The 15726-nt window shown below is 35.2% G+C and carries 18 protein-coding genes; 6 read left to right on the top strand and 12 right to left on the bottom strand.

Annotated elements, in window-relative coordinates; translation table 11 throughout:
• Positions 1-5: 5 nt before the first annotated feature.
• Both B0A67_RS21070 and B0A67_RS21065 read right to left on the bottom strand, forming a co-directional pair.
• On the bottom strand, positions 6-2498 hold the full coding sequence (locus tag B0A67_RS21070; protein ID WP_072965107.1) for a cation-translocating P-type ATPase: 2493 nt from the start codon (positions 2496-2498) through the stop codon (positions 6-8).
• 65 nt (positions 2499-2563) lie between these two features.
• On the bottom strand, positions 2564-3001 hold the full coding sequence (locus B0A67_RS21065; protein ID WP_072965108.1) for an OsmC family protein: 438 nt from the start codon (positions 2999-3001) through the stop codon (positions 2564-2566).
• Between the two features lie 453 nt (positions 3002-3454).
• Between B0A67_RS21065 and B0A67_RS21060 the strand changes: the two genes are divergently transcribed.
• The 5 genes from B0A67_RS21060 to B0A67_RS21045 all read left to right on the top strand — a co-directional run bounded on the left by B0A67_RS21060 (position 3455) and on the right by B0A67_RS21045 (position 6362).
• A complete protein-coding gene (locus B0A67_RS21060; RefSeq protein WP_072965109.1) occupies positions 3455-3958 on the top strand; it encodes a hypothetical protein in 504 nt (167 codons plus the stop codon).
• Between the two features lie 60 nt (positions 3959-4018).
• On the top strand, positions 4019-4687 hold the full coding sequence (locus tag B0A67_RS21055; protein ID WP_072965110.1) for a BON domain-containing protein: 669 nt from the start codon (positions 4019-4021) through the stop codon (positions 4685-4687).
• A gap of 86 nt (positions 4688-4773) precedes the next feature.
• The gene (locus B0A67_RS25055; RefSeq protein ID WP_207557366.1) at positions 4774-4938 is read left to right on the top strand and encodes a hypothetical protein; all 165 of its coding nucleotides are present in this window, start codon (positions 4774-4776) and stop codon (positions 4936-4938) included.
• 50 nt (positions 4939-4988) lie between these two features.
• Complete coding sequence (locus B0A67_RS21050; protein ID WP_072965111.1) at positions 4989-5468, top strand: hypothetical protein; 480 nt, start codon at positions 4989-4991, stop codon at positions 5466-5468.
• 63 nt (positions 5469-5531) lie between these two features.
• Positions 5532-6362: a universal stress protein gene (locus B0A67_RS21045; RefSeq protein WP_072965112.1), complete on the top strand. Its 831-nt coding sequence runs from the start codon at positions 5532-5534 to the stop codon at positions 6360-6362.
• 141 nt (positions 6363-6503) lie between these two features.
• Here B0A67_RS21045 and B0A67_RS21040 read toward each other — a convergent pair whose 3' ends face one another.
• Together B0A67_RS21040 and B0A67_RS21035 are read right to left on the bottom strand one after the other, a co-directional pair.
• A complete protein-coding gene (locus tag B0A67_RS21040) occupies positions 6504-6731 on the bottom strand; it encodes a hypothetical protein (protein WP_072965113.1) in 228 nt (75 codons plus the stop codon).
• Complete coding sequence (locus B0A67_RS21035) at positions 6728-6946, bottom strand: hypothetical protein (RefSeq protein ID WP_072965114.1); 219 nt, start codon at positions 6944-6946, stop codon at positions 6728-6730. Before B0A67_RS21035 ends, B0A67_RS21040 begins: the two co-directional genes overlap by 4 nt.
• Positions 6947-7265: 319 nt before the next feature.
• On the opposite strand from B0A67_RS21035, the gene B0A67_RS21030 reads away from it, so the two are divergent.
• Positions 7266-7919 carry a hypothetical protein gene (locus tag B0A67_RS21030; protein WP_072965115.1) on the top strand — a complete coding sequence of 218 codons (654 nt, stop codon included), beginning with the start codon at positions 7266-7268 and terminating at the stop codon, positions 7917-7919.
• Positions 7920-7972: 53 nt separating this feature from the next.
• Here the strand turns inward: B0A67_RS21030 and B0A67_RS21025 are convergent, their stop codons facing one another.
• The 8 genes from B0A67_RS21025 to dnaK form a co-directional block, all read right to left on the bottom strand.
• Complete coding sequence (locus B0A67_RS21025) at positions 7973-8683, bottom strand: LOG family protein (RefSeq protein WP_072965116.1); 711 nt, start codon at positions 8681-8683, stop codon at positions 7973-7975.
• A gap of 21 nt (positions 8684-8704) precedes the next feature.
• Positions 8705-9376, bottom strand: a complete 672-nt coding sequence (locus tag B0A67_RS21020) for a BON domain-containing protein (RefSeq protein ID WP_072965117.1) — start codon at positions 9374-9376, stop codon at positions 8705-8707.
• 17 nt (positions 9377-9393) lie between these two features.
• Positions 9394-10050 carry a BON domain-containing protein gene (locus B0A67_RS21015; protein ID WP_072965118.1) on the bottom strand — a complete coding sequence of 219 codons (657 nt, stop codon included), beginning with the start codon at positions 10048-10050 and terminating at the stop codon, positions 9394-9396.
• Between the two features lie 287 nt (positions 10051-10337).
• A complete protein-coding gene (locus tag B0A67_RS21010; RefSeq protein WP_072965119.1) occupies positions 10338-10679 on the bottom strand; it encodes a helix-turn-helix domain-containing protein in 342 nt (113 codons plus the stop codon).
• Between the two features lie 107 nt (positions 10680-10786).
• Positions 10787-11536, bottom strand: a complete 750-nt coding sequence (locus B0A67_RS21005) for a hypothetical protein (protein WP_072965120.1) — start codon at positions 11534-11536, stop codon at positions 10787-10789.
• A gap of 5 nt (positions 11537-11541) precedes the next feature.
• The gene (locus B0A67_RS21000) at positions 11542-12792 is read right to left on the bottom strand and encodes a site-specific integrase (RefSeq protein WP_072965121.1); all 1251 of its coding nucleotides are present in this window, start codon (positions 12790-12792) and stop codon (positions 11542-11544) included.
• A complete protein-coding gene (locus tag B0A67_RS20995; RefSeq protein WP_072965122.1) occupies positions 12789-13343 on the bottom strand; it encodes a helix-turn-helix domain-containing protein in 555 nt (184 codons plus the stop codon). The genes B0A67_RS21000 and B0A67_RS20995 overlap by 4 nt, the downstream gene beginning before the upstream one ends.
• A 204-nt stretch (positions 13344-13547) precedes the next feature.
• Positions 13548-15428, bottom strand: coding sequence for a molecular chaperone DnaK (gene dnaK, locus B0A67_RS20990; RefSeq protein ID WP_072965123.1), 1881 nt, complete (start codon positions 15426-15428; stop codon positions 13548-13550).
• Between the last annotated feature and the right edge of the window lie 298 nt (positions 15429-15726).

The raw sequence follows: 15726 nt of genomic DNA, 5'->3' as shown, positions 1-15726 counted from the left end.
TCTCCTTATCTTCTTCTAAAATATTTTACAACTTCAAACCATAATACTGATATCGAACCAACCAAAATGCACAGAATTGATTGATAAAATGTTATTAATTCAAAACTAAAAAGCGAACGTAAAAATGGTATTGCAAATAGTGACAGAACCAAAAATACGGTTAGCGCAATAATAATCGATACCAGGATATTTTTATATCGAAGCGTTACCCATAACGAATAATAAAAAGAGCGATTAACAAGTGTCAGCAAAACATTCGAAGTTATTAGAGTCAAAAAAACCATACTTCGTGTTCTGTTTTCCTCCCATTGATGTTGAACTGACCACTGATATACAAACAACAAACCAAAGGTTATGACAATCCCCTGAACAATGCTGATTACAAGTTCTTTTGCATTAAAAAATGTTGACCTCAGCGGTCTTGGCCCCCTCTGCATCGTATCTGCTTCTGCAGGTTCATTTTCATAAATTATAGAACAGGTTGGTCCCATTATAAGTTCGAGCAGAATTACATGCAGCGGGCTGAATATATTGGGATAAATCCATCCTAAGGCAAGGGGCAGGAAAACAATAAATATTATAGGAATATGTATGGATATAATATACTGAATCGCCTTTTTTAGGTTCGTATAAATCTTTCTTCCCATAGCAACAGCATCAACCATTTTAGAAAGATCGTCTTCTACGAGAATAAGTGAAGCCGCATCTTTTGCTATCGAAGTACCTTTTTTACCCATTGCAATACCAATGTGTGCTGCCTTGAGCGAAGGTCCGTCATTAACTCCGTCTCCTGTCATGGCTACAATCTGCCCATTTGCTTTCAACGCATTCACAATTCGTAGTTTGGCTTCTGGAAACATTCGGCTAAATACATTAATGTGCATTACTTTAGTCTGCAGTTCAGTATCGCTTAACTTCATGAGTTGGTCTCCTGTAATAGATTTATCAAATCCCTGAAAACCAATTTCCTGAGCAATGGCATTTGTAGTTCGGGCGTTATCACCGGTAATAATCTTTACTCCTATTCCGGCGGTGTAAAAAGATTTTAAAACTTCGGAAATATTCTGCTTTGGAGGATCGTAAAAAGCAACCAATCCTTTAAATGTAAATGGAATTTCCTGCTGCATTTCCGGATAATTATTCCCTTGCAGATTTCCCATCGCAACACCAAGGACCCTATACCCTTTCTCTGTTAATTTATTCATGGCAGCCGTTACCGTTTCTTTTTCTTCAACCCCAAGATGGCAAACTTCTATAATAGCTTCCGGTGCTCCTTTTGCAGCAATAATTCGATGGTCAAACTCATCTTCAAACACATGGGTCATCATAGGGGGTTTGCCCGATAAAGGGTATTCATGAATCATTTTAAAAAGGATTCTTATATCCTTATCGGTATATTTCTTATAGGTATCATGAAGGGCAATTTCCATGGGATCAAAAGCAATTGGCTCGCTTGCCCACATAGCGGTTGTAAGGAGTTCTTCTGTTTCTTTAAATTCTCTAAAAGTATCTGTCGCTACCTCTGGGCCTGAAGGCAGGTAAAGCCTTGCCAGTTCCATCTTATTCTGGGTAATTGTACCTGTTTTATCCGTACAAATTACTGTCGCGCTGCCTAATGTCTCAACAGTTTTCATTTGTTTCACGACAATGCCCATCTTCATAAGCCGGCGGGCTCCCAATGCCATAAATGTGGTAAAGGCAACAGGAATCTCTTCGGGTAAAATACTCATGGCAAGAGTGAGCGCCATCAAAAGACTTTCCAAAACATTCCCTACTCTTGAATAATTGATTCCCCAAACCAAAACAAAAACTAATGCTCCGGCAAAAACCATTTTTTTAATAAAATTCCCAATCTGGAGTTCTAATGGAGTTTTCTCCTCCCCAATAGCATCAAGACTGCTGCCTATTTTTCCTAATCGTGTTTCATTTCCAATGGCAATAATTTTAACGATAGCCAATCCGCTGACAACGGTAGTTCCAGAAAAAACCTTATTATCTTCTTTGTCTTTGTTTTTAAAAACTGTCATAGACTCGCCGGTAAGTATGGATTCATTTACCGAAAAATCATTTGAACTCATAATAGAACCATCAGCCGGAACCAAGCTGCCTTCTTCTATAATCACCAGATCGCCAACCACAATATCCTGAGTTTTGATATTTTGCTGCTGTCCTTGACGAATAACTTTACACAAAGGCTGTGTAAATTCTTGTAGTTTTGCCAGCGCATTGCGGCTTCTTTTTTCCTGATAGAGTGAAATGGCTACAATTAATAAAATCGAAACCGAAAGAAAAATCGCATCACTGTATTGCTTATTGATAAAGTAGATGCCCGAGGCAATGAGCAATAAAAGAACCATTGGTTCTGCAAAAATACTTTTTAGAAAAGCTAAAAATCTGTTTTCTTTCTTGTAATTATAAGAATTGATTCCCAATTTTCTTCTCAAATCGATTACTTCTTCAAAACTTAATCCTTTTAATTCTTGTTGGTTTGTGCTCATACAATGTTTAGATAAATTAGTTTAAAGTACGATCTCTTAAAAGTACTAAATAGTTTTTTAGATTGTTATGCTACACTAACTGATGGAAAGATGTGCAGTCTTACCTTTAAAGCATTTAGAACCAGACAATGATCTTTGCAAAGAGAAAAAAGCTTTAGAGTCTTATTAATCTGATTACTTTCTAAAATAGCTACTTTGGGTCTAATGACAATATCTGTTATTTCTGAAAATTCATCTGATATCAGAACAGAGGCGCGGGTTGTACAGTTAAAACTTTTAAATTTAATTCCTTTATTTTTTGCTGTTCTGAAAAATGCGTTCATATAGGAACTTTCTATAGAAGCAATAAACAAATGTTCTGCCGACCAAACATCATCATGGAGGTTTTTTAAACATGAATGAGATGCTACTTCTATAGCATGGCTAAAAATCACCGAAGTTATTCGTGCGTTTTGATTCTCTTGCCAATACAAATCTACCTGATATTCTTGGGAAGTCTCCATATGAACTTTTTTTAATAAAACATCTAAAGTGCTTTTGCTGAGTTAAAATATTTCTCTTCTGACATAAACTAAATTAATCCATTAAGATTTGATAAGAAATGATTTTCATCACATCAGGTTAATTATATTATAAAACCAGCCGTATTAAAAATTGGTCAGTCAAATCAGAGCAATAGTTCTTTTAAATGAAGAATTTTTAAATTGATTTCTTTCTCAAACACCAATAAAAACAATTAAAATCAATTGCATCGTAAACAAAAAGTATCAAAGATCATTTTTATCAATGATTAAGATCATTTTCAATTTTTAATATTTAATGGAATTTTACCTAACAAATTTAAAGTTCCTAGTAATGCATTTTATCAGATCATAATATTAAGAAAGGCATTATAAGAGTACTACACTAAAGCAAAACCTCATCTTAAGAACTATAATAACTAAAAAATAGAAGCCATGGAAAATCAAAAACTATTTGTAGCAAATTATAAAACACAGCAAGAAGCTGAAGATGCTATCAAAAAACTAAAAAAGAATGGTTACGATATTACAAAACTGTCCGTAATAGGAACAGAATGTTATACAGAACAAAACGTAGTAGGCTACTTTAATATTTATGACAAAATGGAAAAATGGAGTCCCCTTGGACTATTTGCTATTGGATTTTGTGGACTTTTATTTGGAATGCTTTTCATTTTTAACTTTACTGCAAACCTTCCTTATTTTAAAATCCCCATCATATATGCATGTGTAGCGGTACTTTTAGGAGCTACTCTGCCACTAATTGGCATGGGATTTTCAAAAGACAAAGCTATTAAATACAAAACAGAAGTGAAAGCAAAAAAAATTATGCTCTTTGCCCAGGAAACTAATGCAAAAATCGAAAACATAAGAACCTTATTGCAAATCCATATCCCTAAAGAAAATTCACTAGCAGAAAGAAAAGCCAAATGCTTTTAGAAAACCAAACTTTCGAATTATAATCAACCTAATTAAGTAATTAACTTTAAATAAAACAACATGAAAACAAATGAAGAATTACAAAGAGATGTTCAGAATGCCATTAAATGGGAACCGCAGCTTCATGCAGCAGAAATTGGCGTAACTGCAAAAGATGGCGTGATAACACTGCTGGGAAGTGTAGATGCATACTTTAAAAAAATTGAAGCAGAAAATGCTGCGAAAAATGTTGATGGTGTAAAAGCAGTTGCTGAGGAAATTGAGATAAAATATTCTAATAGTGCTAAATCTGATCAGGATATAGCCAATGATGCATTAAAAGCTTTAATTGATAACTGGAATGTTCCAGAAGAAAAAATTCAATTGAAAGTGGAAAAAGGATGGGTCACACTCGAAGGTCAGGTTACCTGGAACTATCAAAGAGAAGCTGCTGAGAAATCTATAGGCCATATTTTAGGTGTTAAAGGCCTCACGAATCGTATTAAGATTAAAGCTGAAGTACAAAACCAGATTGATAAAAATAATATCAAAAGGGCTTTAGCCAGTAATTGGACATTACATGCTGAGAACATCTTCCTGAAGGTAGAGGGAACAAAAGTTACTTTAACCGGAGCTGTAAATTCCCTTTTTCAGAAAGATTTAGCAGAAAAAATAGTCTGGAAAACTCCAGGCATCTGGTCTGTAGAGAACGAGCTTGTTGTGCAGCACAAATATGCTATATCAGAATAGTTAAAAAGGAAATCTGCCTCCCTTTTCCTGATAGAAAAAGTAAAAGAGTAGTGGTGTTTTAACAAATTATTTAAATTTTAATTATTATGGAAGCAAGTTGGATAATATTATCCTTTACAGGTGTTATTGTATTAGTAGTGATGATTTTTGCTTTCAGGCAAAATTACAAAGACAGAAAAATATACGAGCAAGATCTAAAAAGACCATCAAATCTTTATGATGATCAGTCTGAAGCAAACGACATCCAATAAACTGAACCTTTCGATCATATTTTTTAATGTAATTCTAAATAGTGTGAGCAATGAAAACAATACTGTTATACCTGCTGTTCTTAATTACTATAGCCGTACTATTATTGAATCGTTATACGGATCTTTATATTAATAATTCAATAATGCATTTTATATTATTAATATTGGCATCAATTACATTTGTTTTTATTATAGGTCTCATCTTTGGGAAACTTCAAACTACAAAATCAAGAGTACTTACAATATTAATTATTGGAGTTTTTTGTTTTGTACAATCTTTTTTAACGTGGGGCGGTGACTGGAAAACACAAACAATTCTTTATCAAAACAAAGTCAACGGTAACAAAACTATAGAATTCCAGATGCGGGGTGATCGTTTTTCTTTTGGATACAAAAAAAGAATCATAAACAGGTTAAAATTATTTCCCGGACTCGACTGGACTACTGACGTTGATACTGCTAAAATTGATCATAAACAATGGGAAAAGATAAATAGATATGTAAATGAAATGAAGTTTGCTTCAAAGTAACAGCGGACTCATTTTTTATAATTAATAAACGCGGCAATCAGCTGCATTAAATGCTTAGAAAATATGAAAAAGATACTTGTTACAACTGACTTATCTTACAACTCCAAACCAGCAGTACGCTTTGCCATACAGCTTGCCTGCCAGACAGGATATGAACTTTCATTTCTTCATGTAAATAGTTCATTTATCATTGACCCTTTTTCAGCTGTTACCTTTGTAGGCCTTCCTGAACCTGACACTAAAATACAGGAACAAAGCTTAAAAAGATTTATACATACCTTGTACAGACAAACCAATAAGCAACCAGGAAAGATTAATTATATAGTCGAAAATAAGCTGGACGTAAATGAAGCTATTTTAGACTGTGCAAAAAGAATCAAGGCCGATTATATTTGCATGAGTACAAGAGGCGGTGGTTTGGCCAATAAGCTATTAGGCAGTCATACCAACAAAATTTTACATGATTCTCCTATTCCTGTTCTAGTTGTACCAAGACATTACAGAATTAAGCACTTAAATACTGTTCTATATCCCTCTGATATTGAAGACATAAACATTGAATTGCCGTTAATTAGAAAGTTTGCTGCAGAATTTGATGCTCCGATTGCTGTATATCATTATGATTATTTTACTGAAGAGGAAGAAATCAGTAAAAAACTACATAAAATAGAGCATAAATATAAATCAGGTACCATAAATTTCCATTTTAAAAAATTAAATCCCGAAGTTTCTTTATTACGTCATTTGCAAATTGATATTATGACAGCCAAGCCTTCTATTATAACCATGTTTGCCAAAGAAGACAGGGGCTGGTTTGAACAATTGTTTCAGCCTATTAAAACAGCAGAAAAGGGCTTTGATACAAGAACTCCCATGCTTGTTTTTAGAAAATAAAAATTGGCTGGTAAATGGATTACAGTTACCGGCCAATTATTTTTATTATAAAGCCCTTTCTTCAAAAGCCCATAAAAGTTTTTTTGTTTTTACTTTAAACTAATAGGCTATTTTAAAATTTATTTAAGCAGTTAAAGTCAATTAAGGCACTTTAAATTCTTGAAATTCACACAAAGTAGCTTCAAGTTTCAATTTTTCCTGAAGATAATCAAATTTAAGTGAATCTAATTTGTGTACAACTGATAAGTCAAAATTTTCAGTACGGGTTTCATAATCTTTAATATAATTCACTCTCTTTTTTAATTGATCAAGATGATATTGGGCATCATGATGTCTCTTTTCTTTTTTATTCTTTGATTGTAACTTCATTTCTTGTTCCTGCTGCTTAATATCAATTCAGCCGACGTAATTATACTCTCTGATTCTTTATTAAACGAAAACCATTTTCTGAGCGTTTGCTGCTCGATATTTGTTGCTGTCATTACTGAATCTGAATCACTATTATCCTCAATTAACGAAGGTCTGTCCTGACAGGAACATAACAATACTGTTATGATACCCAAAATATTAAATTTTGTTTTCATATTATTTAATTATAATCTTGTGTGTTTTTGTAATACGTTTAAAACTGAAATACAGGCTTTCAACAATCAGATGCAAAAGGAATTATTATTTCATCTTAAAATTTGAATGGAACTAAAGTAAAGAATTCAGAAAAAGTACTCTATGATTGCCATCATCCGCGAAAATGATATTAAACAGCTTTTTATAATACTAAAATAAGCATCACAATGTAATCACAACTTATAATAATAAAATAAATAGTGATTGTAATCATATTTTCTCCTAATAAGAATTCATAATTTTATTCAATTCAAAACAGTTAATTCAAAAAGAAGCCTAATGAAAAGAATAACATTGATTATTATAGTATTGTCATTTTTGTTGGTTCAATGTTCAAGTTCAAATATCGTCAGTTCATGGCAGTCATCAGGATCAGAAACATTAAATCTGAAATCTGGCCGGATAATAGTTCTTGGATTAATAAGAGAATCAGATAAATCACTTCAAAAGAAAATGGAGAATCACCTGGCTGATGATCTTTGCAATCTTGGCTATGATGCCATTTCATCTCTTGAACTGTATGGTTTAAATACATTTGAAGGCAAAGATGAAAATCAGATTATGGAGCAATTAAAACAAAATGGTGCAGCGGCTGTTTTAACTGTTGTACTGCTTGACAAACAAAAAGAAAAATATCATGCGCCAAAAAATATGTTTGATTTAGGATATACAAATGACTTCGATATCTACTACGCTGCTATATACAGCAAAATTTATCAAGAAGGATATTATGTAAATGATACCTATTATTTTTGGGAGAGCAGCCTTTTTACGATGCCTGATCAAAAAATAATATATTCAGTACAAACCCAATCGTTTAATCCTTTAAATGCCGCAAGTCTGGCGCATGAATATGGAAAATTAATAATAAATGATATGCTTGAACATAATATAATTAAAGGCAATCATAAAGAAAAAAAACAAAAGCTTTAGCAGCTATCAGTGGTATATATCTCAACTTTTAATAGTTTAAAAAAAATCAAAGATTAATGGTGGAATTTTGGTTTTAGACCGTAATGTTTAATACTATGTTCCATAATAAAAAGCCTGGCTTCTTCAATATCGTCTGTTATCATACATAATTTTGAATCGGAATCGTTTATAGTCCCCTGCTGTTTCATCAAATTAATATGTTCAATGAGTGCTTTATGATACTCTTTATTGAATATGATGATCGGGAAGTTTTTAATCTTTCCGGTCTGCACAAGTGTAAGTGCTTCAAAATATTCATCGAGGGTGCCAAAACCTCCCGGCATTACGACAAAGGCAAAAGAATATTTTACTAAAAGTATCTTTCGAATAAAAAAATGTTTTGCAACTACCCATCTGTCCAGATAAGAATTTGGCATCTGATCAACTGGAAGTTTAATATTACATCCTACAGATTTTCCTCCAACTTCTTTTGCTCCCCGATTTGCAGCTTCCATAAGGCCTGGCCCTCCACCTGTCATTATTGTAAAGCCAAGTTTGGCGTATTCTCCTGCCGCTTTTCTGGTAAAATCATAATAAGGATGATCTTCTTTAAAACGTGCTGATCCAAAAAAAGTAATACAAGGTCCAAGGGTATACAATTTTCTAAAACATCGAATGAGCTCCCATAAAGTAGTTAATATAAATTTCAGCTCCGTAAACCTTGATTGCGGCCCCTCTAAAAATTGAATTTCTAATTTATCGCTCTGAGGTTTATGATCTTTCATAACTTTATAGTATTCAGCTAATCAACATAAATAAGGTTGTTCTATATTTACTTTTAAATGATTCACGACTCTGATTACACCTGGGGTTTTATAAGCAATCTTTTCAGCTTCTTCTTTTTGAAAAATAGAACCCACTGTTCCAGATAGCTGGACCGTTGCGCCAGCAACCTGAATTTCAATCTCGTCCGTGTCAAAAGCCCAATGTCTATTGAGTGCCTTTTCGAGCAATTCTTTTTCTACCTGATCACGCAGTTCTCTTTTAAGTTTAATATTATTGGTTACACCTCTTACCCCTATTTGATTTTCCACAAGTTCCCTGGCAATATCTCTCTGAAAATTCCATGGAAGTAGTCCTTCAAGTATGACCCAGCCTTTTTCTACAATTATGCTAATAGTGCCTTTTGGAACAATATGATTCTCTTTAAAAATGTTCACAAGCTGTTCAGCTATTTGCTGATCCGAAACTGCATATGATTTTTCCAGTATCACCTCAATTTCATCTACAATAGCCGCAATCCCTTTAATTTTCTTAGCAGCATGCAAAGCTTCTGTTTTTTTTACCAGCGAATCAACATGTCCTGTAAGGGTAACTATTGCATCCTTTACAATCACACCAATTTCTGCTGCATGTAACAGGGGTTCAAACTTAATTGCTTCCTGTACTTCTTTTTGCAAAATTTCATTACTTTTCATATCTTCTATTTTAGTTTCTAGTTGTCTACGACAAGTTCATTATCTACATACCAAACTCCAGGAGTATTCCATGCAATTCTTTCTGCTTCTTCTTTTTGAAAAAGAGAATCAACGATACCGCTGAGATAGATTGTTTTCCCCTCAACTCTAACCTTAATATTATTAACATCAAGAATCCAACTGCGACTTAGGGCTTTCTCAACAATTTCTTTTCCCAATTCATTTTTTATTTCTGCTTCTATCTTTATTTGATCAATTACTCCCCTTACTCCTGGCAGGTAACGGATAGCATTATCTGCCGCTCTTCTTTGAAAATTCCAATGCAGGATTCCCTCAAGCGTTACCCATCCATTCTCTACGGTAACTTGTATTCGATGATCAGGAACGGCCCAGTTTTCACGCAATGCCTTAATAACGGATGAGGCTATATCAGTATCACTTTTAATAGCCGAAAAAAACAAATCAACTTTCATATCATCTACGATAGCTTTTACTCCAGCAATATTTTTTACGGCCTGTTCAGCCTCTCTTTTTTGAGTATAATTATCTACCGTTCCTCCCAGAGTAACAATACCATCCTGAACACTAACATCAATTTCGTTAGAGCTCAAAAGAGGTTCCCATTTGATAGCCTCTACTACTTCTTCACGTAAAACATCATTACTTTTTTTCATGGTGAAAAATTTTAAATTTTACTTTGACTAATTATCTCAAGGCGTTCTTAGCCATTGATTATGAAACAAAGTTGGAATAATAAAATAGCTACACAAATGATCTTTATCAATTCAAAAAGTGATATACAACATATATTCGAAATTAAATATTTTATAATTTTAAATAAAATTACACACTGTTTTTAGAATCTTTAACAGCCATCTGCTAAATTGTGCTGAAGCAGCAATAGACACTAAAAATAAACGAAATCTGAATTAATTTTTAATTTGCTAGTTTTGTTATCCCTCTATTTATTTCGATTATGATTCGATTTCAATACTTCTGATTCGATTTCCTGTATTGTTTTCTTTTTCCCTTTAGAAATCCATTCTAAAATTTCTTCTTCAAAAAAATACAGCTTTTTACCATATTTATAGCAAGGTATTTTTCTCTGCCTTACAAGAGCGTAAATTGTAGGCTTTGCTTTCCCTATTAGCCGGCTTGCTTGTTCAATACCAATAGGAATACTTTTTTCTTTCGATTCATACACCTGTACATTCTCAATCAGAAGTTTGATCTCGGCAATTTCTTTCACTAAATGTGCTACTGCTTTGGGCAGGTTCTCAAAAGATATTTCGTTTGTGTCCATAGCTATCGTTTTTAACAGTTACAGTGCAAATGAAAAAAGTGTTTCTGCTGTGTCCTTCTTCACAGCAAAAACACTTGAAAAACACAGTGCTTTATAGTTATTGGCATTTAAAAATCGGTAAAATCTTCTATAATCTTTATAAGACCTTTCTGTTCATCATCTTTCAGATGGGTTTTAATGCTGTTCTCTTCAACATCTTTTAAAGCGTCAGCAAAAGTTAATTTTAAAAATTGTGCGGCTCTGTCCTGTCTGCTGACTTTAAAACAATTCCAGATATTCCAGCCAAAATGATACAGATCCAGATTGGACAGATCTCTAACTTTTACCGGTTTAATCTTTTCAAAATTTATGCCTTCAGCATATATGATTATATTCCTGCCCAATTGCTTCAAATCATCATCCGACAAGTACAGGGCAAACTCCTGCTGTGCATAACGGATGGCAATATCAATTCTGGCTTGTTTTTGATTTTTGATTGTATTTTGCTGCTGCTCCCTTAACTGCTGAATATCGATAGCCGCATTTCTATTTTCAGGCATTTCGGGCTTAATTAAAGCATCCTGCAACTCCTCTTCTGTTTTTTCAAGGTTTTCATTTGGAATGCGGCTTTCAGGCGATTCATTTTTTTCAGCTTTTAAAAAACGATTCACCAATCTCTCAGCCAAATCGTTTAGAAATAAACTTAGAATTGCAAAGATTAAAACTCCAAATCCAGTGCTGATCCAAAAGAAAACGCCGGCCGTATATTCATCGGCACCTTTTTCCAGCAGCACCAGTCTTCCGATTACACCGACAAAGACGCATACTAAAAAAACAGACAGGTAAACTGTGATATATTCAAAGTATTTAATTTTCATTGTGCTTACTTCTTTAAAAATTCCAATTGTATTGCCTGCGAAGCTCTGTTTTTCTTCTCATCTATTACTTTGGCGTAGATTTCAGTAGTTTTTACGTTGGTATGCCCCAGCATTTTGCTGACCGTATAGATGTCTGTACCGCTGGACAGCTGCAGTGTTGCAAATGTATGGCGGAAGCAGTGGAAGGTAATATTTTTTTTAATCCCTGCCGATTCAACCCATTTTTTCAGAGGGCGTGAAATCCACGACGGGTCCATCAGATCCTCAAACACAAGCTGCCCGGGAAGCCTTGGCTCTCCACAGAGATCTAAAGCCTGCTCAGAAATAGGCATATATTCGACACCCCTTGTCTTTTTCTGCGTGAAATGCAGTTTGGCCATGCCGTCTTCCAGGCTTATCTCTTTCCAGCGGAGTTTTTGAATATCGGAATGCCGCAGGCCGGTAAGCGCTGAGAAAAGCGCGGCTCTTTTAAGGACATCTTTTTCGCAGGGCGTTTGGGCCAATCCGTTCAATTCTTTAATGGTAAGATATTCGCGTCTTGATTCCTGCTCAGGTATGCCTCTTACTTTTGAAGATAAATCAACGGTTAAATATCCATCAATAAAAGCCTGTTTCAAAGCGGCTTTAAATATGGAAAAATACGTTCCGGCAGTGTTGCGGGAAATGGTTCCCTTTTTGCCTCCTCCGAGAGGAGCGGTCAGCAGAAACAGTTTAAAATCTTCCGCCATTCTGCCGTCAATCTGGGAAAACATCAGCCTGCCTTTGGAATAGTTTTTTAAAAATTCTCTGGTCCGCTGCCAATTGATCATAATGGATTTTGAACTTCGGGCGTGTCTTTTAGCCGCCACAGCGGCAATGTATTTAATAAAATCCTCTTTTCCTTTTTCTTTCTGCTGAGCCAATAAGTTCTCAGCATCACTGTACAGATCTGTATTATCGTATTCTTTCTGCCGGATTTTACGCACTGCGTCAGCATAGAGCATTATCTCGCGGTCGCTCTCGCTTCTGCAGATTATTATTCCGTTATCGCTGCGTCTGGGTTTATAGGATTTTATGCCCTCTGCATCCGTGCGGGCAGTTCTATTCTTGTCCCACTCCACTGTTGTTACGGATCTATTTAAATATTCACGGATTCTCTGGGGCGTTTTCTTTCCACAAACCTCAACAGGATAGCTTTCTATGTAGACATACCATTCCTTTCGGTCTTCTGCTTTTCGAAGACGCACAGTCACCTTGGTTTTTGCTAATTGTTTCATATAAAATCATTTCCGTTATACAAGTTATCAATTTCGCTTTTTGGAGCATATACATGCTTTCCGATCTGCCTGGTTGGTATTGAATATTTCCTGATATGATTGTAGACAGAACCTTCTGATATCTGAAATCTCTGAGCTATTTCACCGATGGAATAGCAGTCTTCTTTTTCAAGGCTGTATAATTTTTTCTTCGGTGCACTTTCAGCCTGCGCCAGGCTGCGGGCAGGGCCGAACATCTCTTCTATAACTCTGCGGTCTATTCTTATAAGGCGAGTCCCCAGATTAACTGAAGGAATTTTTCCCTGACCGACAAGCCGGTAAAGGGACTTATTGGGAATGCCAAAAAGCATGCCAGCTTCCGCAACAGAAATAAATGCCCTGTTCTGGGGTATTTTATCCGTAAGCGCTTTGATCTCCGCTTCCTTTTTAAGCCGTATCATCTTGAGTTTGTATGCTTTTTTACTGCATACATGCGAGCAGTAAACAGAAGTCACGGTTTTAGGCAGGAATTCTTTCCCACAATTAAGACATTGTTTATCAGATCTTTTCATAGTCTTTGTCTCCCATTAAGGTACCATAAGGGTACATAAGTCCCACTTTGTCTCCTTTTAAGTGCCGGTACAAATATGGTACAAATATATGGCAAAAAACGATTAAAAAACAGCAGAAACGAAAAATAATAAAAAAGAAAAACCGCTGTAAACATTTCGTTTACAGCGGCTTAACACTTATTATTAACTGATGTTAATCAGTAATTATTTGACTTCTTCGAATTCAACGTCTTCAACATTGTCTCCAGATTGCTCTTGTTGTGGAGCAGCTTGTTGACCTTGTTCACCTTGAGCATACATAGCTTCTGTAGCTGTTTTCCAAGCTGCATTGATGTTGTCAAGAGCCGTTTGAATAGCTGGAATGTCTTGAGATTGGTGAGCCATTCTCAATTCAGTTAAAGCGTACTCAACAGCAACTTTATGGTCGTCAGCAAGTTTGCTTCCTAACTCTTTCAATTGACTTTCTGTTTGGAAAATCATGCTGTCAGCTTCGTTTAATTTCTCAGCTCTTTCTTTAGCTATTTTGTCAGCGTCAGCATTAGCTTCAGCATCTTTTTTCATTTTTTCGATTTCTTCAGCTGTTAATCCAGAAGAAGCTTCGATACGGATATCGTGAGATTTTCCTGTTCCTTTGTCAGTTGCAGAAACTTTGATGATACCATTCGCATCGATATCAAAAGTAACCTCGATTTGAGGAACTCCTCTTGGTGCTGGTGGAATACCATCTAAGTGGAAACGACCGATAGTTTTGTTATCAGCAGCCATAGCTCTTTCACCTTGCAATACGTGAATTTCAACAGATGGTTGAGAATCAGCAGCAGTAGAGAAAACTTGTGATTTTTTAGTTGGAATAGTTGTGTTAGACTCAATTAATTTAGTCAATACACCACCCATAGTTTCGATACCTAAAGATAAAGGTGTAACGTCAAGTAACAATACATCTTTTACATCTCCAGATAAAACTCCACCTTGAATAGCTGCTCCAATTGCAACAACCTCATCAGGGTTAACTCCTTTAGACGCTTTTTTACCAAAGAATTTTTCAACTTCCTCAGCAATTCTTGGCATACGAGTAGAACCTCCAACAAGAATAACTTCGTCAATATCAGATGTAGATAAACCTGCATCTTTTAAGGCTTTAGCAACTGGCTCCATAGAACGTTTAACTAATGAATCAGTTAATTGCTCAAATTTAGCTCTTGATAATTTTTTTACTAAGTGTTTTGGTCCTGAAGCCGTAGCAGTTACGTATGGCAAGTTGATTTCAGTTTCTGAAGAAGAAGACAATTCAATTTTTGCTTTCTCTGCAGCTTCTTTCAAACGTTGCAATGACATTGGGTCAAGACGTAAATCAATACCTTCTTCAGCTTTAAATTCGTCAGCTAACCAGTCAATAATTTCGTGGTCAAAATCATCTCCACCTAAGTGAGTATCACCGTTTGTAGACAATACTTCGAATACACCGTCTCCTAATTCAAGAACAGAGATATCAAAAGTACCTCCACCTAAATCGTAAACAGCAATTTTTTGATCTGTTCCTTTTTTATCTAATCCATAAGCTAAAGCTGCTGCTGTAGGCTCATTGATGATACGCATTACTTTAAGACCTGCAATTTCACCAGCCTCTTTAGTAGCCTGACGTTGTGCATCATTAAAGTAAGCAGGAACAGTAATAACCGCTTCAGTTACAGTTTGACCTAAATAGTCTTCAGCAGTTTTTTTCATTTTTTGAAGAGTCATTGCTGACAATTCCTGAGCAGTATAAAGACGACCATCAATATCCACACGTGGAGTATTGTTGTCTCCTTTTACTACTTTATAAGAAACTCTTTTTGCTTCGTTTGTAGTCTCAGCAAAAGTGTGTCCCATAAAACGTTTAATAGAAGCAATCGTTTTTGTAGGATTCGTTACCGCTTGTCTTTTTGCAGGATCACCTACTTTAATTTCTCCACCTTCAACAAAAGCGATGATAGATGGCGTTGTTCTTTTTCCTTCTGCGTTAGGAATAACAACTGCTTCGTTACCTTCCATTACAGAAACACAAGAGTTCGTCGTACCTAAGTCAATTCCGATTATTTTACCCATTTTTTATATATTTAATTTTGATATACTTAATTTTATAACTCAGGTGGCATAAGTCAATCTTTGTGCCAATATAAAAAACCAAAGTAAATTGTCAGTTTTCCTGTCGGCACATAAAAAATAATCTGACAACATGACATTTTTAAAACCTGACATTCGTGGCATATCAGTACTTTACGTGTCATTATAAGGAGCTGTTTCCCGCTATCCGCTATATCTTTTATGTCCGCCGCGGCGGATATAAAAGGATGCCGCTGCTATCCTACCGTCTGGACACATCCTGGAATAGTTGCCATCCTTG

Origin of the sequence: Flavobacterium aquidurense (assembly GCF_002217195.1) — a bacterium.
In the GTDB taxonomy this organism is placed as follows: Bacteria; Bacteroidota; Bacteroidia; order Flavobacteriales; family Flavobacteriaceae; genus Flavobacterium; species Flavobacterium frigidimaris.
This window is presented reverse-complemented; position numbering and strand designations above follow the sequence as displayed.